Here is a 22,600-nt window from a genome sequence, read left to right as displayed (position 1 = left end):
TAAACATATGGACGGCAACTATATGAAATCGTACTTGGAACAACAGATCACGCGGGAGGGTTTTGTCGCATTTCTAACTGTCGACGGGAAGCATATGTACGTGGCAACAGAACAAGATGTGGTTCATCTCGGTGACGAACTATTTGGTTGAGTAGACCTATTATTAACTAGTATTAAATCAATAACCACTAATTTTAATGAAAACGAAGCGATTTAATTTACAATCGGTGATGTCAAAACAGGTATTCATATTAACACTTGTTGGCTTCTGCGTACCTTATTTGCTGAGGGGGCAGGAAGAATTCATGTGGCCCGAAGGAAAACAATTTGCGGTAAGCATATCGTTTGACGATTCCCGTCCGACAGTTTTAAAATATGGCATCCCGTTGCTTAACCGTTATGGTGTGGGTGCGACATTTTACGTGCATCCGCATATGATTGAAGCGAGTTTGGACGAATGGAAAGCAGCATTATCGAGCGGCCACGAGATTGGAAATCACACTTCCCTGCATCCCTGTACTGAAAACTTCTGGTGGATACGGCAGGAGCCCTACAAACCACTGGAAGAATACACACTCAAAAGCATGGAAGACGAGTTATTATCGACTAATCGGCAGATCGAACAGTTGCTGGGCGTAACGCCGATAAGTTTTGCTTATCCGTGTGGGCAAACACAAATTGGGAGGGGTGAAGGGAAGAAAAGTTATGCTTCGGTAGTGGCAAAGCTCTTTACCACAGGGCGGGGCTGGCTCGATGAAGCTCCCGTAGATCCGCTTTATTGTGATTTGGCGGAAATAACTGGGATAAGTATGGATGATATCGATTTTGAAGCGATACTCCCCATGATAAACGAGGCCCGGCAAAGAGGCTTATGGCTTGTGTTAGCAGGCCATGACACACAGCCGGAACATACGTCGCAGACCACGCGATTGAAGTTTTTGGAGGATTTATGCGAATATGTCAGCGCGCATGGGGAAATATGGATGGCTCCCGTTGGAGAGGTTGCGACCTATGTGGAAAAGGTTCGGACCGATGGTCGACTGTTGCACAATAAACCATTGGCAGTTATCGGAGATACCCAAGGATGCATAAACCTGAAAGCCGCATTGGGTAGGGCCTACGGACCCCAAATTGAATACATTACGGATCGGAAAGCTTTTGGGAATTGGACGGATAAGGACACCGTTGTTTGGAGTGTTCGTGTTCCGACACCGACCACCTATCAGATTGAAGTGGAATGGTCGGTGGCTGATCATGAAGTCGGTAAGGACATGAAATTGATTGTGGATGGAGAGGAACAAGTGATCTTGCTTGGAAAATCCGATGGAAACGGTAAGTTTCGTAATGCAGTTGTGGGGACAATAACGATTAGAGCCGGGGAACATAATTTGATGATTATGCCTACCAATGCAGATAACCGTTCACTGACTATACGAGCTATTCGTCTAGTACCCCAAAAAGGTTAAAATTCAGTTGAGCATCGAAGCAAAATGAAATTCCGCATGTTACGTAACCTTTATTTTTTATTGCTGTTCTTGCCGATGGCGGCAGGAAGCTGCCGAAAGGCCAAAATAGCTCCACCCGGGTTTGAGCTGGCTCCGGGCTTCCAAATCGAATTGGTGGCAAGCGAGCCACTGATTGTCGATCCGGTTGCCATGGTAATCGATGAATACGGCCGCTTGTATGTGGTGGAAATGCCAGGCAACCCATATGACGAATCCGGGGTAGGGAATGTGAAACTACTTGCCGATACAAACGGAGACGGGCGCATGGACAAACACACGGTTTTTGCGGATTCGCTGCGAATGCCCAGCGGTATTACCCGGTGGAAGAAGGGTTTGCTGGTCACCGATCCTCCGCATGTACTTTACCTAGCGGATACTGATGGCGACGGACGGGCGGATGTCCGGGACACCGTACTCGCGGGGTTCGACGACACGAATTTAGAATATAACGTAAATACCCCTATCGTCGGGCTGGATAACTGGGTTTACCTGAGCAATGGGTATGGTAGTCGGCTGGGGGATATCCACTTTCCAGCCCACCCGGACGGCCCGCGTCTGCAAGGGCACGCTGCAAGGAATATCGTGCGCTTTAAACCAGACGCGCGCGAATTGGAAATGTGTTCAGGCGTCACACAGTTTGGACAGACTTTCGACGAGTGGGGGCGCCATTTTCTGGTCAATAATTCAAATCATATCTACCAAGAGGTCTTGGCGGCTCGTTACCTGCTACGCAATCCGGAGATGTCGGTTTCGGGCGGTATAGAATCCCTTTCCGACCACGGTGATGCCGCTGAAGTATTCCCCATTGTTGAGAATCCCGATCATCAGTTGTTAACCGATGTGGGAGTATTTACCTCGGCTTGCGGCATCACTGCATACGTGGGGGGCGCCTTCCCTTCCGGCTTTAACGAAGGGATGGTATTTGTGGCAGAACCGGTCCATAGCCTGATCCATGTTGACCACTTAGTAGATAACGGTGCGAGTTTCCAGGCGGGTCGGGTTCATGAAGAAAAGGAGTTTTTGGCATCCACAGACCCCTGGTTCAGGCCGGTGAATATGTACGTGGGACCTGATGGTGCACTTTATGTTGTAGATTACTACCGGCAGATTATCGAAGGCCCCCAGTGGCTTTCAGAGGAGGTTCGCGAGTCCGGAGACTTGTATAATGGTTCAGATAAAGGCCGTATTTACCGGATCACCGCTAGCGGTACCAAGCCATTAGATTGGTCGAAGAACCTCCAGCTAGGCGACGCTTCGGCGGAGGAGCTGGTGAAGATGCTGGCCCACCCGAATGGTTGGTGGAGGCAGAATGCGCAGCGTCTGCTGGTGGACAGAAATAGGGAAGGGATTGGTGAAGTCGCTGTTCGGAATCTGGTAGCGCTAACCCAAAGTGAAACGGCGTCTTTGGGCCGGCTACATGCGTTATGGACGCTCGAAGGGTTGGGCCAACTAGATACCGAGCATATTGTGAAAGCACTACAGGATCCCGTTGCGCAGATTCGGGAACATGCTATCCGCTTGGCGGAACTTCACTTAGATCAGCATCCTGAGCTCGTCCGGGTTTTGTTGGAACTGCGGGATGATACCGATCCCAAAGTGAGGTTCCAGCTCCTTTGCACATTAGGTTTTCTTGATACACCCCAAGCCGGGGAGGCCAGGCAGCAACTCCTACTTGGTGATGTTGAGGACAAGTGGATACAAATCGCCGCACTTTCAGCGCCAGCGGCCCCAAAAGATGTGTTGTTGCAGACGTTTCTAGCACGTTTCGTGCCTGCCTATGCCTCGTTGGTGGAGCGGTTGAGCACGATGATCGCGGCAGACGGGAATCCCGAAGCCACATTCCATCTGATTGAAAGAGCCACCGCATTGTCCACTGGCGATGGTGCAGATTGGCAGGTTCCGGTGCTGGAAGGGCTTGCAGCAGGGCTCCAAAATGCCTCCCAACCTCCAATACAGGGGTCGGGTCAGAACCTATTGATCCGAGCTTTTTTAGCCCATCCCGCAGATAACGTCCGTTTGGCTTCCTTGCGCGTGTTACAGCAGACCGGCATTCCGTTGGATGCCCAAACGGTGAGGGCGCTGGATCAAGCTGTATCCATGGCTGGTGATAAAAGTCTGGCAGACGAACGTCGGGTGGGGGCCATCCAGTTTTTGGCGCTGGGAAATCTCGCCGCTTATGAAGTATTATTACAAAACCTGGTCGTTTCCACGGAACCGTTGTCCGTCCAGCGCGCCGCCTTACAGTTGTTGGGCGGTATACCCGGCACTGGCGTGAGCCGGTACATCTTAGACCAATGGGAAACGCTGACACCCGGCTTGCGGGGAACTGCGATCGCCACATTCATGGTTTATCCCTTCGATGAAAGCCGGATCAACCTGTTGCTTGATGCCATTGAAGCAGGGAAAGTGCAGCGTACCAACTTGGAATGGTACCAGATCGTTAGGCTCATGCGTGATACCCCTGATGAAGTAAAAAAACGGGCCCGGGCACTACTTGCCGAAAACGAAGGCCAGCGCAGGGAAATAATCCAACGGTACCAGGCAGTCCTCAACTTGGAGGGCGACCCCAAAAAGGGACAAGCCGTGTTTCAGCGATCTTGCGCTACCTGCCATAAATTGGGTGAAAACGGGGAGGGGATTGTGTACGGCCCGGATCTGTCAACCGTTAGGAATTGGCCGGTAGCAAACTTGTTGGAGAAGATTCTGGATCCTGGCCGGTCTATTGCTCAAGGATACGAACTGTGGATGCTGACCCTCAAGAGCGGAGACGTGAAGCAAGGGATCATGGTAGCCGAAAACACATCGGGTTTCACGCTACGTTATCCGGGGGGTATGGAGGAAGTTATAGGTCGCGCAGACGTGGACAAAGCCGAAGCACTGAGCGTTTCGGCTATGCCACCCGGTCTGGAAGCGCAGATCACCGAGCAGGAAATGGCTGACCTCTTAAGTTATATCCGGCGTGGAGGATAGTCACAGGATATGATACAAATAGATTTGAAAATATTAATTGACATGTAACCCAATGAAATGTAAACAGATCGTTATTGCTAAACAATTCCTGTTTTTTAAGTTGCTGATTGCTATATGTGTCAATGCGGCGTTTGCGCAGGAGCCCGGATTTTCTTGGCCCGAAGGTAAAAAAATGGCCGTTAGCCTGAGTGTTGACGATGCCCGGGCCGGCAACCCGCCGCTCGGCACCGTTGCCCAATATGTAAAGGAAAAGCGGGTGGGGCTAGCGGATACGCTCCATTTCCCACAGCTGATCAGGCAGGAGGAAGCGGAGCCGTTGGTGTTGGATGCCCGGCGCGGGGTTGGGATTGGCCCCGAAATCCAGTACATGCCAGAGTGGAAAGCTTTCGGGTGGTTCCATGCGAAAGACAGTGTAGCGTGGGATATTGAGGTGAATCAGGCCGGAAACTACGAAGTAACGTTAGAATGGTCGGTATCTGATGAAGAAGCCGGGAAAGAATTTATCCTGGAAACAAGACGGCAACAGCTGAAAGGCGTCGTTGGCAAATCCGGTTCGTGGGAAACGTTTAAGAAAGCAGTCATTGGCCATATTCAGCTCGATAAAGGGTATCAACGGGTCGTTTTCAGACCTGTGTCACCTGAATTTGAAGAGGGAACAGCGTTGTTGGATTTAAGAGCAGTTACATTTGAATTAGATCGCTAATAACATACCTGCATCATGTTTAAAGACATCAAATCTAAAATGGGTACGGGGCTCGTTGTCGTACTGCTGCTATTGCTCTTACGGTTACAAGCACAGGGCCAACCATTTTCTGCTGAAATAATGGCCTTTGCCAAACGCGACAGCCTTTCTTTCCCCAAGAAAGGGGGAATCCTCTTCGTGGGGAGCTCATCGATTGGAGGTTGGGTGGATATGGAGGATCGCCTGCAGGACTATGCAATAATCCGTCGGGGTTTCGGAGGAAGTACTTATTCGGATATATTACGGTACCTGCACGAAATTGTGTTGCCTTACCGGCCCTCAAAACTGTTTCTCTACGCTGGCGAAAATGACTTAGTGCAGGGGAAAGCCGTAGGGTCTATTATAACGACCTTGGCCAAAATCCATGAGGTCGTCAAAAAGGAGCTACCGTATACCGACCTGTACATTATTTCGGCCAAACCAAGTATTAAGCTACAGTCTTATCAGGCGGAAATTTCCGAATTGAATCGCCGTATACAGGCTTTTGCACTGGCGCAATCAAGCACAGTATCCTACGTGGATATCTATAACGCCATGCTCGATCCAGACGGCAATTTGAAGCCCGGACTGTTTATTTCGGACAACCTCCATTTGAATGCTACAGGCTATGATATCTGGGAGCATGTAATCAGACAATTCTTATAATCAAATTATGAAGTTTTTTCGTCAGCTATTCATTTGTTTATCCTTGTTTTTTTCCCTGGTCAGTGAGGCAGGTCACGATGACCGGTTGAAGATCGTTTTTTTTGGTGATTCGATAACAGCACTATGGCCGACTGTGGATAGCGTCTTTGCTCAGCGTGTGCCGGAATTATTAGCAAATCAGGGAATTAATTGTGAACCAATCATCGCGGGGGTAGGTGGCAGTCATTCGGGTACACTGGCGGACAATGATTTTGCTAAGGTCGCTCATGCCCGAGATCGTTTTGAAACAGATGTGCTCAATCGGCATCCCGATGTGGTGGTCATTGGGTTCGGTACAAACGACGCTTACATTGATGGCGATGATCCCAATGGTCAATCAAGGATTGCTCTGGAAAAATTTGAAGCCAATTTAAAGTTTATGATTACAGCTTTACAGGATAGGGGGATACTGGTCATATTACGGACACCGTGTCCGTTTGCATTTCCTGAGGAGCGGATGTACCAAGACCGTAGGTTATACGACTATGTGAAAATGGTGAGGGGATTGTCAGAACAGTATAATACCGGTTTATCCGATAACTACAAATTATTCAAGGACTATGCAAGCAAGCACAATGCATATGCAAATCTGTTTCCGGACGGTGTACACCCTAACGATGAAGGCCACGCACTGATTGCGAAAAGCGTTGCCGAAGAAATCTTGCGTCACATAAACATCAATACCATAGATTAAGCTGTATCCATGTCGAATTATCCCAACGGAAACCAAGGGGTTTCCATTCCAATGTCCAATACCTATCCACTGATCATCATCGGGACCTTATTCTTTATTTTCGGATTTGTTACCTGGTTGAGCTCCGTGCTGATGCCTTACCTTCAGATCGCTTGTGAATTAACTGTTTTCCAATCTTATTTGGTCGCTTTTGCGTTCTATATTTCTTATTTCGTGATGGCGATTCCATCTGCTTGGCTGCTGAAAATCATAGGCTTCAAAAAGGGAATGTCTTTGGGGTTGCTCTTAGTCTCTGGGGGGTCACTTCTTTTTATACCGGCAGCGATTTACCGGGAATATATTGTTTTCCTTGTCGGCCTTTTCTTTCAGGGTGCTGGTCTGACACTGCTACAAACTGCATCCAATCCCTACATCACCATTCTGGGGCCGATTGAAAGCGCCGCAAAGCGTATGTGCATGATGGGTGTGTGCAACGGGGTAGCCGGGATTTTAGCGCCGGCGATACTAGGGGCTGTTATTTTAAGTAATGTTGACGCTATCGATGAGCAGGTGAAGATCTTAGCCGATCCGGAAAAGGCGGCGGTTTTGGATGCTTTAGCAAGGAAAGTGATTGTTCCATACCTGATCATCACTGGTGTACTGGTGCTCCTCGCTATCATGATTTACCGATCACCCTTACCCGAGATCGATGAAGAGGCAGGGGAGGAGGAATCGCAATCTGGCGAATTTATTGTTGGGGAACGAACGAGTATTCTTCACTATCCACATTTGGTTTTCGGCGTGCTTGCCTTGTTTGTCTACACAGGAGTGGAAGTGGTGGCCGCCAATTCGATTATCGGTTACGGTACTTACTTGGACATCCCGATGGCTACTGCCAAATTTTTTACTTCATTTACCTTGATCGGGATGTTGACGGGATTTCTGGTTGGCATTGTGTGTATACCGAAATACATTAGTCAGCGGACAGGACTGAAAATTTCCGCCACGTTGGGTGTTTTGTTCGGACTAAGCGCTATCTTCACCGAAGGCGTTCTGTCCGTAGTATTCGTGGCGTTGATGGGGTTGTCTAATTCACTAATCGGCGCAGCGATATGGCCGTTAGCATTGCGGGGGTTGGGAAGGTTTACGAAAATCGGTTCTGGACTTTTGGTGATGGCTATATCAGGGGCAGCTTTGATTCCACTGCTATACGGATGGCTTACCGACCACATGAACGCCCAGCAGGCCTATTGGGTGGTTGTACCTTGCTACCTGATCATTGGTTGGTACGCGTTATTTGGTTTTAAGATTGGATTAACGGAAAAAAAAGAGCTTTCAAGATGATTATCGTTGCAGACAGTGGATCGACAAAAACCGACTGGTGTATTTTGTCGCGAGCAGGCACCCATACGCGCTTCAGTACCGCAGGCATCAATCCATTTTTTATGGAAGAATCGCATTTATTGCCTACTATCCGTACGCTTATTGCTCCTCATGTTGACGAGACACAGGTAACTAACGTGTCTTTTTACGGTGCCGGATGCCAAGGAGGCAAAATTGCGGTGATGGAGAGCGTGTTTAAACAAATCTTCCCATCAGCGGTATCCATACAGGTGCATGTAGACCTGCTGGCAGCAGCTAGGGCATTGCTTGGTGACAGCCCGGGCTTCGCTGCGATACTTGGTACAGGAACCAACACCTGTCTTTACGATGGAAATGATATCAGCTATCATATCGACTCATTGGGATTCTTGCTGGGTGATGAGGGCAGTGGTTCGGCGATCGGAAAGCGGATTTTAGTCGATTTTCTCCGAAACAGGCTGTCTCCGGAGCTTCATTCCGCTTTTATTCGGGAATACGGAGGAAACGCTGAGGACATCATGGATCTGTTATATAAGTCCTCACAGCCGAACCGATTTTGTGCCGGGTTTGCTAGGTTTCTGGATATACCGGATATGGATGAGGTTTATCGACATGATGTGGTCGGGAGTTCTTTTCGGGCTTTCTTTTCTCGTTTGGTCGCCTTATACCCCGATTACCAAACCTATACCTTTAATTGTGTCGGATCGATTGCACATCGATTTATAACTATACTGAAAGAGGAAGCCGCATATCATGGTATGACCATGGGGAGGATACTGCCTTCGGTTATCGAGGAACTGGCAGGTTATCATAGCCGTGAGTTATAAGCGTTTTACCGCGTAGCGGCTTATCGTTGTTTGTTTTTATCATTAATAATTTCAATTTTATTATGGACAGAATGATGTATTTTATGGCAGCAGGTTTAATGGGTGTTTTTATGATCGCTTGCGGTTCGGGTAACCGAACCGCCGACCAACACGTGAATGATGTTGGTGCTGAGTCGACGGGAGAATGGATTTCCTTATTTGATGGGACTTCGCTAAACGGGTGGCATGGGTTTAATAAACCCGGCACGGTAGACAATTGGGTGGTAGAGCAAGGCGTGCTCACTTGCTTAGGCAAAACAGGCGGTGGCGATATCGGTGGTGATATTGTAACTGACGAGGAGTTTGGGAATTTTGAGTTGGAATGGGAATGGAAAATTTCGGAACAAGGGAATTCAGGGCTGATGTACCACGTTGTAGAAGATAGCAAATACAATGCGCCTTATGAAACTGGTCCTGAATATCAACTGATCGATGACATCGGCTTTGGGGCAAAATTAGAAAAGTGGCAGGAGGCGGGTGCAAACTATGCGATGAACCCTGCAGATAATTCGAAGAAGAAGCTGAATCCAGTAGGTGAGTGGAACACGAGCAAGATCGTATATAAGGATGGAAATGTGGAACACTGGCTCAATGGAGCGTTAATCGTTGCTTTTTCAGAGGGAACCCCTGATTGGAATAAAGAAAAGAATGAAGGTAAATGGAAGGACTACCCAGATTATAAAATAACGAACAACGGCAGGATTGCGTTGCAAGACCATGGCGACCGCGCATGGTTTAGGAATATACGTATCAGGGAGTTGTAATTCGATCATACCGTTGATGTACAGCTGCTTTTACCCTGCAGGAAAAGTGACAATAGGTTCATTGTATCTACTGTTGCTGTTTGCTTGCGTATCCGAAACGTGGGCATCAGGAGGAACACATTTGCCCCCCCGTCATCAAACTCCGATTTGCGAGGGCGACAGCATGGTCATTTCGCATCCCCCAGCGACACCTGCCACTAAGTTTGCGGATATCTACGGAGACAATGACATTGCCATCACGAGCTTCGAGGCCCGGTGCTCTAGGCTGAAAGCGGCATATGTATGGGTACACGAAGAAAGTAGTGGACTTATTGCAGCCCAGATATCCAGTGAATCGCCATACGGAACAGTGGTTGCTACGGGATCGTTGGGGGGAAAATCACCGGGTAAGCATCAAATTGAGTTTGCAACGGATGTTTATTTGGAGAAGGGGCAAGTTTACTACCTCAAGTTATTTAAAGGCGAGCCGGCCACTGTTGCCGGATCATTAGCCAAGGCGGCAGAAAATCTAGACCAAATAGAAGGTTATAATACGTATGGTCCGCTTGCCTATGACTTAGCACATGAATTAGTCTTCGACCGATGGGAAGGCGATCCGCCGGCCAATGAAATGTTGGACGAACGGAAGAAGACGCCTAAGGCCTATGAAAATTCCGTAAATGATGCACTGAACTCACGCACAGACTTATTGGGGGAAGAAGTATTGCGATTGCCTGAGGGGCCTACATACGAAAATATAGCTGGTTACCTTACTCCTTTGAAACTCATCGGCACGGCCGTTACGGAGTCGGGCGTATATTATCTGCCGTTCGGCCGGCCTTTGAATAATGCCGGTTTTGGTCCGGTTGCCCTGCACGTTGGTGATGGTAGCCAGGTCATTTCACAGGTTGCGACCGGATCAAAAGTTACCTTCTTTGTCGGGACAGAAGGACGCGAACGGTTTGGCTTTGCCGAGGCCCGGCTTGCCCAGGAAAGCCTGGAAGATGGTTATCAACCGATATTGGTCAATAATTACACAGATTATTCGGGAGTGACGTATGTCCAGGAATCCTTTTCTGACTACACATTCGCTACAACAGAACTGGTTAGTTTCGTCAAATTGACTATACAAAAAAGAAACGCGGAGGTAAATGCCGTAAAGGTACGACTGCATTTCTCAGATAGAGATCTTACGCTTAATGGAAACGTGTTGAAGGTCGGTAACGAGGTACGGGCAATGCTGACCGAAGGCGGAAAACTGACTGGCGGAAATACAGTCGTCTATGACGTAGATTTGCGTCACGGTGATCAGGAGATTTACCTGGCCAGGCTGCTAAATCCGGCCCAGTGTGTGCCTTTTGACCCAACTGCCAGCTACTATAACGTGGAGAAAGCAGAACTGAAGGGGTTTTGGGACGGTGAACTGGCAAAAGGCGCGGTATTCGAAGTGCCCGAAGAGCGGGTGAATAATGCGCAAAAAGGACTGCTGATCCAGAACCTGTTTATGGGCTACCTCTATAGCATTGGTAATTCCTATCAAACCTGGTACCAGCCCGAAGGTAATGATGCTGCCCGTATACTGGGGGAATATGGTTTCTTGGAGCGTCAGAAGGCCATGCATGAGGTATTGCTTTCCGTGCCTTTTCGCAGGTACCGAACCTGGGAAATGGGTGAATTGTTATCGCATTCCGCTCAATACTATCACCTGTCGAAAGATACCGCATTTATCCGGCGCCATGAGCAGAAATTTATCGGTTTTATGGAAGATTTTCAGGCACAAATGGAGGCTTCTGCAAATGGGGTATTGAGTGCCGAAGCGTTTTCCGGGGACATCCCTGAAAAATTGGTTTATCTCCATCATCAGGCGGTTGCGTGGCGCGGTATGCGGGATATGGCCGCTATCCTGCTATCACTTAGCCAATCGGCTGTTGGCAGCCGTTTCGTGACATTGGCGGATAGCCTCCGAAACCGATTGCTCCGTGCGGTAAATGAAAGTAAGACGTTATTATCCGATGGTAGTATTTTTTTGCCGACGGAACTGTTTACAAAAGCGAAGCCAGCGCCATATGCGATGATTACGGCGTCCAAATACGGTTCTTATTGGAATTTATGTTTCCCTTATGTAGCCGCATCGGGTTTTTTAGATCGTGAGCTGGTCTCGGGATACTATCAATATTTGAAGAACTGTGGCGCGTTTTTTTTAGGCATGGTCCGTTTCAACTATTACCCGGTAGCCATAGGCGATTATCGGAAGGATGGGTTGCCCGGCTATAAGACAACTGGTGTGGATAATGTATACGGGCTGAATATCAGTCGTGTGATAGCCATGATGGATGATCCAGACCGATTGGTGCTCTCTTTGTATGCGAAGTTGGCGCACGGTATGACGCGAAATACATTTATTTCGGGAGAAGGGGATACCGTGGGGCCGTATCCTGGAGAGTATTATAGAACGTCTTATCTAAGCCCCTCAAGTTTCAACAACAGTTGGTTTTTGCTGATGCTGCGCTTGATGTTGGTTTACGAAACAGAAGGAGAAATGGGAGCCCCAGTGGAACTTCACTTGGCTCATTCAACGCCGCGCGGTTGGTTAGCCCAAGGGAAGCATATTAAGGTTGAAAAGGCACCTACACTATTTGGAGAACTGGATTATTTGATCACCTCGGATATCGATAATGGGAAAATCAATGTCGCGGTAACCATGCCCAGTCAGGTCGATGTAGCGGAACGAGTTTTTATTCGCCTGCGTACACCCGGCAAACGACGAATTGAAAAGGTCGAACTCAATGGTAAGGTACACCGCGCCTTTGATGCAGATCAAGAAACCATCGATCTTACCGGCAAGAGGGGAACTCTCCAGCTAACGGCTTTTTATAAATGAGTATAAATTTATTGATAGTACTTATCGGTTTCCTTCCGTTTTTTCTGGGATTATCCGAGCGATCTTTCGTCGATAAGCGGTTTAATGAAAAGGTTGAGATTTCGCAGCGGCCTTGTGAGGAATTTCAATGGACATTGTTGTCGGATAGCATTTTTCCGCAATGGCGGGATGGGATCGCTGCGATTGCACGCGGCGATGAGTTATTTCTTATCGGGGGCTGGAATCCGAGGGCTTTTGCACCGCCATTTCATGCTACAACCAATGAAATATGGAAGAGTGGGGATGGTGGAAGGAATTGGACATTGTTTTCGAAAGCTGCGTTCGCACCCCGGCATACGTTTGTATGTATAGATTCGGACGATGGATATGTCTATGTCATCGGTGGAGATCAATATAACAGTGAAGCTGAACGGGCGGAAGTCTGGAGGTCGAAAGATCTGATGAATTGGCAATTGATTTCTGATAAATCCCCTTTCGGCAATAGGATGCTGATGGCAGGCGTCGAGTACAAGGGGCGTTTCTTCGTTGGCGGCGGACAAGGTCTGCCTGATTTCAAGTCGGGAAAAACAGATATTTACGTGTCCGAAGATAAGGGGGTTACCTGGCGGTGCCTTGCCGACTCCCTCAAACATATGGGCAAGAATCTTGTTGGGACGATGAGCGTTTTTAACGATCGTATTTATCAGGTGTCGGGAGGTTGGTATGGAGATGGAGAGCTGTCTGATTTCGACTATAGCCGGGAGGTATACAGTACCGAAGATGGAATCAATTGGAGTAAGGCGCAACCCATTCCCATTGACGGCGTGCAATATCCCAATACAATCATATTCGATGACAAGCTTTGGCTTATCGGAGGCAATTCGGTGATTTCCGGATCAATAACAGATGCTTATAATAAGAATGATGTTTGTTATATGGGAGGAGATGGGAAATGGCTGGCTTTAGCGAAAAAAGCCAATGGTCCTAAGACCCATGCCTCTTCACTGGTTGTTTATAATCAGTCGCTACTCCTATTGGCTGGAAACCAATTGAATGGCGTATATGAACTGAGCAAACGACCGGATGGCTGTGATACTGAATAGATACGGCCTTAATTTATTATAAAGTTCATTTCCCTTTCTGGGGTAGATTCTCGCCCCGAGTTCTTATTGGCATGAAAAGAATGACGTTGAAGGGGTTTTGCTTGCCCCCTCGATTGTTGACGCTATTCCTTGTTTGGTAGGCTTAGTCCTTCGTTTGGTTGCAAAGTTTTGCCAAATGTATTTTCATGATGTAGTTTCGCCTTGTCGATTTTGACAGCTAACTAAATTCTGATGCCATGAAAAGATTCAGTAATGAACTGCTCGACAAGTTTCTGAAACTTGAAAAAGAAACACTTTGCAGCGCCGACCACCGCGCCCTACGGGAAGGTGATGGTTTTTGGGGTGATGGGGATACCATCAGCGGCATGACCATCAGCACCACCACCACAACCACTAAAATGGCTTTAAAATAAGAAACGCTATCCGAACACTGAAATAGCAATGATACTGGACAAGCAACGGCGTTTAGGAATTCCAAATGGATCAATCCATTACAGGGTTTTTGGATGCCTCATTGTGGAGAACGAACCTTTTTCGATCGAAATGATTAAGGATCTTGTCGCGTCTAGGAAAGACCTCAAACTTTTGGGTGTGGTAACGGAAATGGAACAGCTTGCTAAAGTGGTCCAGTCCTTAAAGCCGGATATTATTTTTCTTGATCTGATTATCCCACTAGGTAATTGTGGAGATTTTCACTTCGGGATGCTTCCACAAGAATCCAGCATCGTTGTTGTTTCTGCTATTCCGCTAAGCCATTACCAAAAAAGGGACTTGTTAACCAATCCACGGGAACTCTGCAAGCCTGTTTCATTTGAAAGGTTTAATAGGTGTCTCGATGATGTGATTAGGGAACGTTTGGGACAGCAGCATGACTCCCGGAATTGAAGGTATGGACATCTACCTATTAAGGACCCCGAGGTTGCCTTTGGCAACCTTGGGGGAACTTAATCAATGTTTCCATCAGGAATTGCTTGATGCTTATTTTCTCAAGCTGTTCTCCGATCCGGAATTGGTAGATGCTATTTGCATAGCAAGCGAAGAATTGGGCAGGCAGCTCGTGGAGTGGCTGAAATCGCCGTTATACCCGTTGTCTCCGAAAGTTCGATTGTCTTTGTTTAAGTATGTCTTGCGGATGTCTGCCAGGTCAACACCATTTGGTAAGTTCTCCGGAATTTCATTGGGGGAGTTTTCTGAATACTCGCGAATTGAGCTTTCGGGCCAACAATCACCCCACGTGCGATTCGATATGGGCTTTTCGGGCCACATCGCCAAAACCGCGATGTCACAAAGTTCCATTAGGCATTCGTTGGAATACACCGTGAATAACAGTCTATTTGAACAAGGGGAGCAATACAGGTTCATAGAACGGAAGGAAGGGGCAGGCAGGAGGTCCTACCAGTGGACGAAGGTTACAAAAAACCCGATTCTGCAATCTGTACTGGAAATTGCCAAAGCACCCATCCGGTTTAATGAGCTCGTGGCCCACGTATCGGAAATGGGAGTTCCGGCGGCTGCAGCCTCGGAATACCTGGATCTGCTAGTAAAGGAACAATTGTTGGTTTCTGAATTAGAAGCATCTGTAACGGGTGAAAACCATTACAATTATCTATTGAAGAGATTGGGCGGATTGTGCCCTGAAAACGATATGGTTGCACACCTGAGGCACTTAAAGGGATATGCTAAGCAAGCAATGGCCGGGCTTATCCCCGCAAGCGCCCTAAAATCAGCGTTGGGACCATTGGAAAATGGGTGGAGCGGAAAAGATATAGTGCAGGTTGACTTGCGCATCGGTTCAACCCACAATGTATTGGGAAAACGGGCCCGTGATACCATTTTGCGCGAGGTTGCCGAATTACTTCCACTCAACGAACCCATTGTTCCAAAACAAATCCAAGACTTCTGTCGGCGATTTTTGGCGCGTTACGGGGAGCGCGAAATGCCTTTGATGGAGGTACTCGATCAGGATAGAGGTATCGGCTATGGAGATAAGGACGGACAGTATCTGGATTGCAACCCATTGATTAAGGGACTGGGGCTTTCGAGGAACAATAATAATACCGATTTGCATTCCCATTTGAGCCGGTCAATCTACGCCCGATATCGGGAATTGGGTGGGTTTTCACCCGATGTGCCGGAAATTGCTATTACAGATTTGATTGCAAGAGCGCCACTAAAGCCAGCCAATCGGGATCTCCCCCTTACCGGATTCGTGCTTGGCGAGATTTTGGCCCCAAATGGACATGAACTTGATTCCGGTAAGTTCCGCTTTAACGTAATGGCATGTGGCGGCCCATCCGCATTGCCATTGATGGCGAGGTTTTCACACCTTGATCCGGCTTTGGAATGCAGACTACGGGAAATCGCTTCTTGGGAAGAAGCGAAAAGTAAAAATGCCGTGATGGCTGAAATTGTGCACCTACCGGAAGATCGTATCGGAAACATTATGCAGCGGCCACAGCTAAGACGGTATGAAATCCCCTTACTTGCTAATTGCACGGTTCCGGATCAATCACAGATTCCTTTGACTGACCTGTATGTTTCCGTGAAAGACGGAATGGTATGGCTTCGTTCCGGTTCACTTGATAAATATGTGATACCAAGGCTCAGTTGTGCCCATAACTTCCGTTATGGTGTTACCGCTTACCAATTTCTTTGTGATCTACAGTTCCAGTCCAATTCACTTGATATTTCTTGGGAATGGGGAGCATTGGACGGGTTGCCTTTTCTGCCCAGGGTTATTTACAAGCACCTGATACTTTCCCGCGCGGAATGGAACATCCCAAAGGGTTCTGTTGATGATTTGGCAAAGGTTGGCGAGAGCACGATGGTAGCGGGACTGCGCGCAAGATTCGGATTGCCTGGAATGGTTGTTTTGGCTGATGCGGACAATGAACTTGTCCTTGATCTAACAAATCCCTTTGCACAGCAGATATTGCTGGAGCGGCTGAAAAAGGGGAACGCCAAACTTCTTGAATGCTTGCATGAAAATGGCAGTCCGGTTTCAGATATGGAGAATCGTGCTTATGCAAACGAGGTTATTCTGCCATTTTATACGGATTCGGTAATCCGGGATTGCCCCCCATCCGGAAATATGGATATAAAGGGGGATTTGATTCGTTCGTTTCCGCCGGGTAGCGAATGGCTGTACACAAAAATATACTGCGGGGAACGTGATGCTGATCGTATTTTGATGGAACATCTACCGCATATTATTAAAGGTTTCAAGGGTAGGGGTCTGATAGCGAAATGGCACTTTATTCGTTATCGTGATCCAGAGGCACATATCCGTTTGCGATTCCTTACTAAGGGAGCCATACCAGCCCTGGATTATGCCGGTCTGATGTTAGCAATAAGTGAATCTTTTTCTCCTTTGATCGCATCGGGGATCGTGCACCGGTTGACCTTCGATACGTATGAGCGGGAAATTGAACGGTATGGTGAACGTACAATGGAAAGCTGCGAGGAAATCTTCGGGATTGATAGTAACCATGTATTGCAAATGCTTCCCTTATTTCTCCGGCCGGGAGGCGAACAGACCCGATGGATTTGTGCAGCTGCTGGAATTGATGACATGCTCGATGCATTCGGTGCAACCACTTCGGAGAAACTCACAATGGTAGACAATTGGCGTGATGCTTTTGCGCACGAATTTAAGGTTGACCGGAAAATTAAAGCGAAAATCGATAACCGGTATAGAAAATTTAGGTCAATTCTTGAAGTAAACCTGCTTGACCATCGTAAAACCAGCGGTACGATAAACAATTATAGGATAGAGCGAGTTGCCGCACTGGAAAATGTATTTTCAGACCTTGGCAAGTGGCGCGGGGGGAAGACGGGCTCCATCCTAGCCAGCCTTTGCCATATGTACCTGAATAAGGTCTTCTTTGTTAATCAACGAGAGAATGAAATGGTAATCTACCATTTCCTCGGAAAGTTTTACCACGCTCAAATTTGTCGGGCTGAAGTGGAGTGCACGGTCTAAAGGATTCCTGTTTATCTTGAACCACGGATCACTCCAATCCAAAACGCCTGAATAATTCAGGGCGGTATTGCGGTCCGACGGGTATGTTCTGAAGTCCTCCTTTCATAATGATTTTACTCGTTGTAACCTCCCGGACGAAATCTAAATTGACAATATAGGATTTTTGTACCCTGAGGAACTTTTCCGATGGAAGGATTTGTTCCATTTGGATGAGTGATTTTCTGAATAGGATATTTTTTTCCGCCGTGTAAACAGTGACGTATTCTTTGCTCCCTTCGACGAAAAAGATTTCGCTGAATCGGATGATGATGTTTTTATAGCCATCCCTTACAGATACAAAATCCATGATGGTTGGATGTGATTGACCATTGTTCAGGCGGTTTTGGGCCTTGGTGGCCGCTTTTAGGAACCGGGCATAGTCGTAGGGTTTAACGACGTAGTCCACGACATTAAGCTCATAGCTTTCTGCAGCAAACTCCGTATTAGCGGTCACAAATATGAATAAAGGCGGATTGCTGAGGTTTTTCAAGAATGCCACCCCGGTAATATCGGGCATGGCAATATCCGATATCACCAGGTCAATGTTTTCATTTTTTAAATATTCCCAAGCGCTTAGGGCGTTTTCGAAGCTGCCTTTTAATTCAAGGAAAGGTGTTTTTACGATACAAGCTTCCAAATGAACCTTGGCGTAAAATTCATCTTCAAGTGCTATGCAGGTTATGTTCATAGGGATTTTAAATTCAATGTCAGTGATACGTGGAAACTGTCACTGTTATCTTGGATATTGAGTTTATGTGTTTCTGGATAGTGCAACTCAAGCCTTCTTCGGACATTTTCAAGTCCAGCACCGCCCTTTTCAGGTTCTGGGGAGAGCTTGTTCACGCCATTTTCTACGATGAATACCAAGACATCGTTTTCAATCGTTAAGGCAATGGATACCCAGGCATTCCGAAGACTCCTGTCCGGACCGTGTTTAAAAGCATTTTCAACATACGGGATTAAAAGCAGTGGCAGTATCTGGTAGGGTTCATCGGGCTCTTTGATGTTGCAGTGGAGCGGGAAATCTGTTTTGTATCGTATCCTCACGAGCTGGATGTAGTCTTGGATGAATTTAGTTTCCTGATTCAATGGTATCGTGCTCTGTTTTGATTTATAGAGGATATAGCGCATCATATCGGCAAGCTGCATAATTGCGGTGGGTGCATGGGGCTCACCTAATCGCACCATTTGATAGATATTGGTCAACGTATTGAACAGGAAGTGCGGGGATATCTGTGTTTTCAGGAAATTCAGTTCCATGGCAAGTTTATCCCGTTCTAGTTTGGTTGTCAGGTAGGATTGTTCGATCATTCTTTTCATCAGCCTGGGCCAAAGCGGAAAAGAGATAACGTATATGTAGTCCAAAATAAAAATGGGTAGGCTTCCGGGGCTTAGGAGCGAAAGCAACCCGCCGTCAAGCACAAGCGCAAGGTACCTTTGCCAATATTCAGGGGCTTCCGGTAAAAAGTTGACGTCAATCCAACAGGCAACATACGTCAGCGTCAGCCACCATAGATAGGTGAAGATGATCCAAAGTAAGGTGGGGATGTATTTCCGTTTGAGTAACCAATGGTTGACCACGAAGGAGGTGGTGAAATAGAACAGGGTAGAGGTAGCAAATAGGTCTTTAAACACATATAGCCAGGAATGGGAGCCAGCCAGCCTGACATAATTCAAGTAATAAAGGAGCGTCAGGAAGAACCAAAACATGACATGGCAAATGACACGCACCTTTGGCGTGTACCATCCAAACCAGTTAAAGTCACGTACCATTTAGATCTTGGCCTCAATTCTATCAAATGTAAAAGTAGATAATGAAGGCGGTTTATCCTATTTAAAATGATTAAACGTTTTCTTTTGCTTCAAGTTGTTAAAGCTTCATAAACGGGTTCTGGAGGCGTTCCATTTCCTGGAAAAGAAAAAACCCCTCTAATCATCTTAGAGAGGTTTTTTTCGAGCGGTCCGGACGGGACTCGAACCCGCGACCCCATGCGTGACAGGCATGTATTCTAACCAGCTGAACTACCGAACCTGCTTCCCTTTCGGGTCTGCAAATATAGCTTGTTTTATCTATTTGCAAACAAAAATTTTAAAATAATTATACTGTGGTTCCATCTTTCATTTTCTCCGCGTTTTCTGCAAATTGGAGCGCATCGATAATCTCTTGAATATCACCATCCATGATGGCTGGGAGGTTATACATGGTTAGCCCAATGCGGTGTTCGGTTACGCGCCCCTGCGGATAATTGTAGGTCCGGATTTTGGCAGATCGGTCGCCGGTAGAGACCATGGTTTTGCGCTTTGCCGCGATATCGCCATGTTTTTTCTGTACTTCAAGTTCATAAAGCTTGGACCGTAGCATTTCCATGGCAAGCTCGCGGTTGGCTAATTGTGAGCGTTCCACCTGGCATACCACCACGATACCTGTTGGTTTGTGGGTGAGCTGGACTTTGGTCTCCACTTTATTGACGTTTTGCCCGCCGGCCCCGCCCGAACGTGAAGTTTGCAATTCTACATCTGCCGGATTGATCTCCACGTCTACTTCCTCTGCTTCGGGCAGTACGGCTACCGATGCCGCGGAAGTGTGTACACGGCCTTGGGTTTCGGTGTCGGGAACGCGCTGCACACGGTGTACGCCCGACTCGTATTTCAATTGGCCGTAAACGTCCTCACCCGTTACTTTCAGAATAACTTCCTTATAACCGCCCGCTGTTCCTTCGGTAACATCCATCACTTCAGCCCGCCATCCTTTTTCTTCAAAATAGCGGCTATACATTCGATATAAATCCCCGGCAAATAAAGCTGCTTCGTCCCCGCCCGTACCGCCCCGGATTTCGAGGATGGCATTTTTAGAATCTTCAGGGTCTTTCGGAATGAGCATCAGGCGTATTTCCTCTTCTTTCGTGTCTTTCTGTTCCAACAAGATATCCAATTCTTCCTTGGCCATCTCACGTAGTTCCTGGTCTTTTTCATGGGTTAGGATACCCTTGTTGGTTTCGATGTTACTCACCATATTTTTATAAAGGTGATACTGCTCCACGATTTTTCCCAGGTCCTTGTATTCCTTATTGAGCTGGGCATACCGTTTCATATCATTGATGGCATCGGGGCTGCTCAGCTCGCGTTCCACTTCCTCCCAGCGGTCTTTTATGGCTTTTAATTTTTCTAACATGACGATCTATTTGTGATTTCGCTGGTATGTTTTCGTACGTGGATGCAGAAACACGACGCAGCAAACCGTGGACAAAAGTACGTTTTTTTGCGACAATCCCCGTCAGTGTGATGCAACCACTTTAAGCCCGATAATGGATCCGATGAGTGTGGTAATGAAGACAAGCCGCCACAGGGTGGCTGGCTCATTAAAGAATAAAATACCCATCAGTACCGTGCCGACAGCTCCGATGCCCGTCCACACGGCGTACGCCGTGCCCAACGGCAGGGTCTGCGTGGCCTTAATCAGTAAGACCATGCTTGCGGTAAGACACACCGCGAAGCTGCCATACCACCAGTAGGACGTGAGGCCCGTTGTCTCTTTTGCTTTGCCCAGACTTGTTGTAAAGCCGACTTCGAAAAGGCCGGCTATAATAAGGATAATCCAGTTCATGCCAACTATTACTTAACTTATGCGGTGCAAATATCTACATTTAGTTAGGAGTAAGATTTTACAAATGATAAAAAAGTAAGTTACCTTACCTCCGCCCGAATCCGGCTTAACGTCACTTGGCTGATGCCAAGGTAAGATGCGATGGTGCCCAATGGCACGCGTTGGAGTAAGCTTGGTTGCTTTTGGATGAGCTCTTGGTATCGTTCTGAAGCAGTTTTGAAAAGCTTTGACATCAATTGTTCTTCAGCCTTAATCAATTCCAGTTCAGCTAGCTTACGCCCCCAATTGGCGATGTGGATGTCGGAATTATATAATTCATAGAGGCTTGCGGTCTTCAAATGGTATAATTTACAGGGTTCGAGCAGTTCAATATGTTCGTAGCCAGGCTGGTGCTGGATGTAACTTTTCAAGGAAATCAGCGCGTCACCCTCGCTGTTGAAACACAAGGTAACTTTATTCGCTTCGTGGTAGTAGTATGCATGAGCGATGCCTTTCGCGAGGAAATACATGTCATGTTCGACCTTGCCTCCACGGAAAAGTAAATGCCCTTTCGGGAATTCAACGGACCGAACGATGTCGGTAATCTTCCGGAGCGAATTGACGGGAATATCGAGCGAACGCGTGATGATTTTGTCGATATCCCAGGTCGTGTTAGCCCGCTGTGGTATCATGCTGTCCATTCCTTTAACTCCAATGTTTCACCATCGAATACTGCATAGGTGTTGTAATTTATCCATTCACCCAGATTGATATACCTGCTGCCTTTGGGCAACGCCATGTCAATGGGGAGGTGGCGGTGGCCAAAGATGAAATAATCGTAATGGTGGTGCATGAGTACTTCCTTCGCATAGGTGACCAGCCATTCGTTAGCCTCCCCTTGAAAAGTCTCTTGGCCATGGGAGGCGATACGGCTATGGGCCGACCACCGCTGGGCGATTCCGATTCCCAGATTGGGATGCAACCGGGCAAACAACCACTGGCACAGCCGGCTTCTGAATACATTTTTGAGCAGCTTGTATTTGCTATCACCCGGACCCAGCCCGTCGCCATGGTGCAGGTAGAAGGTTTTTCCGCTACGTTCAATGATCAGTTCATTTTCGATGATTGTGGCGCCAAGCTCGTTTTTTAGGTAGCCGAACATCCACATATCGTGGTTGCCCTTGAAAAGCGTGAGCTTGATGCCGATATCGGCCAATTCTGCCAGCTTACCCAAAAATCGGATGTATCCTCTCGGCACCACAGTAGCATATTCGAACCAAAAGTCGAAAACGTCGCCCATCAGGTATAGCTCTGTTGCGTCCGACTTGATGTTGTCGAGCCACCGGACAATACGCGCTTCGCGTTCACGGATTGACGAATGGGGTTGGGCGCCCAGATGGAAATCCGAAGCGAAATAAATTTTGTCGCGTATGGCCATGCGGCCAAACTTAGCTAATTTTCTTTTACATGCAACATCATATATACATG

General features: G+C 47.4%; 20 protein-coding genes and 1 tRNA gene. 14 read left to right on the top strand and 7 right to left on the bottom strand.

All coding sequences use genetic code 11. The features are described from left to right. Positions 1–7 precede the first annotated feature (7 nt). From IEV98_RS00785 to IEV98_RS00720, 14 genes are all read left to right on the top strand, one after another. A complete protein-coding gene (locus IEV98_RS00785; protein ID WP_188504040.1) occupies positions 8–151 on the top strand; it encodes a hypothetical protein in 144 nt (47 codons plus the stop codon). Positions 152–197: 46 nt separating this feature from the next. Then, a complete protein-coding gene (locus tag IEV98_RS00780; RefSeq protein WP_188504039.1) occupies positions 198–1,466 on the top strand; it encodes a polysaccharide deacetylase family protein in 1,269 nt (422 codons plus the stop codon). Positions 1,467–1,502: 36 nt separating this feature from the next. Continuing rightward, positions 1,503–4,475, top strand: coding sequence for a PVC-type heme-binding CxxCH protein (locus tag IEV98_RS00775; protein WP_188504038.1), 2,973 nt, complete (start codon positions 1,503–1,505; stop codon positions 4,473–4,475). A 52-nt stretch (positions 4,476–4,527) separates the two neighbouring features. Continuing rightward, positions 4,528–5,178, top strand: coding sequence for a carbohydrate-binding protein (locus tag IEV98_RS00770; RefSeq protein WP_188504037.1), 651 nt, complete (start codon positions 4,528–4,530; stop codon positions 5,176–5,178). Between the two features lie 15 nt (positions 5,179–5,193). Continuing rightward, positions 5,194–5,862 carry a GDSL-type esterase/lipase family protein gene (locus tag IEV98_RS00765; RefSeq protein WP_188504036.1) on the top strand — a complete coding sequence of 223 codons (669 nt, stop codon included), beginning with the start codon at positions 5,194–5,196 and terminating at the stop codon, positions 5,860–5,862. 7 nt (positions 5,863–5,869) lie between these two features. After that, positions 5,870–6,595 carry an SGNH/GDSL hydrolase family protein gene (locus IEV98_RS00760; protein WP_188504035.1) on the top strand — a complete coding sequence of 242 codons (726 nt, stop codon included), beginning with the start codon at positions 5,870–5,872 and terminating at the stop codon, positions 6,593–6,595. 9 nt (positions 6,596–6,604) lie between these two features. After that, the gene (locus IEV98_RS00755; RefSeq protein WP_188504034.1) at positions 6,605–7,918 is read left to right on the top strand and encodes a sugar MFS transporter; all 1,314 of its coding nucleotides are present in this window, start codon (positions 6,605–6,607) and stop codon (positions 7,916–7,918) included. Beyond that, on the top strand, positions 7,915–8,763 hold the full coding sequence (locus IEV98_RS00750; protein ID WP_188504033.1) for an N-acetylglucosamine kinase: 849 nt from the start codon (positions 7,915–7,917) through the stop codon (positions 8,761–8,763). Before IEV98_RS00755 ends, IEV98_RS00750 begins: the two co-directional genes overlap by 4 nt. Positions 8,764–8,825: 62 nt before the next feature. Continuing rightward, positions 8,826–9,566 (top strand): 3-keto-disaccharide hydrolase, encoded by a 741-nt coding sequence (locus tag IEV98_RS00745; protein WP_188504032.1) that lies wholly within the window; start codon positions 8,826–8,828, stop codon positions 9,564–9,566. A 16-nt stretch (positions 9,567–9,582) separates the two neighbouring features. Next, positions 9,583–12,426 carry a hypothetical protein gene (locus IEV98_RS00740; RefSeq protein ID WP_188504031.1) on the top strand — a complete coding sequence of 948 codons (2,844 nt, stop codon included), beginning with the start codon at positions 9,583–9,585 and terminating at the stop codon, positions 12,424–12,426. Beyond that, positions 12,423–13,508, top strand: coding sequence for a Kelch repeat-containing protein (locus IEV98_RS00735; RefSeq protein WP_188504030.1), 1,086 nt, complete (start codon positions 12,423–12,425; stop codon positions 13,506–13,508). The genes IEV98_RS00740 and IEV98_RS00735 overlap by 4 nt, the downstream gene beginning before the upstream one ends. Before the next feature lie 236 nt (positions 13,509–13,744). After that, the gene (locus IEV98_RS00730) at positions 13,745–13,921 is read left to right on the top strand and encodes a hypothetical protein (protein WP_188504029.1); all 177 of its coding nucleotides are present in this window, start codon (positions 13,745–13,747) and stop codon (positions 13,919–13,921) included. 28 nt (positions 13,922–13,949) lie between these two features. Then, positions 13,950–14,393 carry a response regulator gene (locus IEV98_RS00725; protein WP_188504028.1) on the top strand — a complete coding sequence of 148 codons (444 nt, stop codon included), beginning with the start codon at positions 13,950–13,952 and terminating at the stop codon, positions 14,391–14,393. After that, a complete protein-coding gene (locus IEV98_RS00720; RefSeq protein WP_188504027.1) occupies positions 14,377–17,490 on the top strand; it encodes a lantibiotic dehydratase in 3,114 nt (1,037 codons plus the stop codon). Before IEV98_RS00725 ends, IEV98_RS00720 begins: the two co-directional genes overlap by 17 nt. Before the next feature lie 28 nt (positions 17,491–17,518). Here IEV98_RS00720 and IEV98_RS00715 read toward each other — a convergent pair whose 3' ends face one another. The 7 genes from IEV98_RS00715 to IEV98_RS00685 form a co-directional block, all read right to left on the bottom strand. Next, positions 17,519–18,217, bottom strand: coding sequence for a LytR/AlgR family response regulator transcription factor (locus IEV98_RS00715; RefSeq protein WP_188504026.1), 699 nt, complete (start codon positions 18,215–18,217; stop codon positions 17,519–17,521). After that, entirely contained in the window at positions 18,214–19,302 is a 1,089-nt protein-coding gene (locus IEV98_RS00710) for a sensor histidine kinase (protein WP_188504025.1), read from the bottom strand. The genes IEV98_RS00715 and IEV98_RS00710 overlap by 4 nt, the downstream gene beginning before the upstream one ends. 185 nt (positions 19,303–19,487) lie before the next feature. After that, positions 19,488–19,561, bottom strand: a tRNA-Asp gene (locus IEV98_RS00705). 66 nt (positions 19,562–19,627) lie between these two features. After that, the gene (prfA, locus tag IEV98_RS00700) at positions 19,628–20,701 is read right to left on the bottom strand and encodes a peptide chain release factor 1 (protein ID WP_188504024.1); all 1,074 of its coding nucleotides are present in this window, start codon (positions 20,699–20,701) and stop codon (positions 19,628–19,630) included. 102 nt (positions 20,702–20,803) lie between these two features. Then, positions 20,804–21,133 carry a DMT family transporter gene (locus IEV98_RS00695; protein WP_188504023.1) on the bottom strand — a complete coding sequence of 110 codons (330 nt, stop codon included), beginning with the start codon at positions 21,131–21,133 and terminating at the stop codon, positions 20,804–20,806. An 80-nt stretch (positions 21,134–21,213) separates the two neighbouring features. Next, positions 21,214–21,813 carry a Crp/Fnr family transcriptional regulator gene (locus IEV98_RS00690; RefSeq protein WP_229738494.1) on the bottom strand — a complete coding sequence of 200 codons (600 nt, stop codon included), beginning with the start codon at positions 21,811–21,813 and terminating at the stop codon, positions 21,214–21,216. Next, positions 21,801–22,550, bottom strand: a complete 750-nt coding sequence (locus tag IEV98_RS00685) for a UDP-2,3-diacylglucosamine diphosphatase (protein WP_188504022.1) — start codon at positions 22,548–22,550, stop codon at positions 21,801–21,803. The genes IEV98_RS00690 and IEV98_RS00685 overlap by 13 nt, the downstream gene beginning before the upstream one ends. Positions 22,551–22,600: the final 50 nt, after the last annotated feature.

Origin of the sequence: Parapedobacter pyrenivorans (genome assembly GCF_014636865.1) — a bacterium.
Classification (GTDB): Bacteria; Bacteroidota; Bacteroidia; order Sphingobacteriales; family Sphingobacteriaceae; genus Parapedobacter; species Parapedobacter pyrenivorans.
The sequence above is the reverse complement of the archived record's forward strand: the minus strand, read 5'-3'. Positions and strand labels throughout refer to the sequence as shown.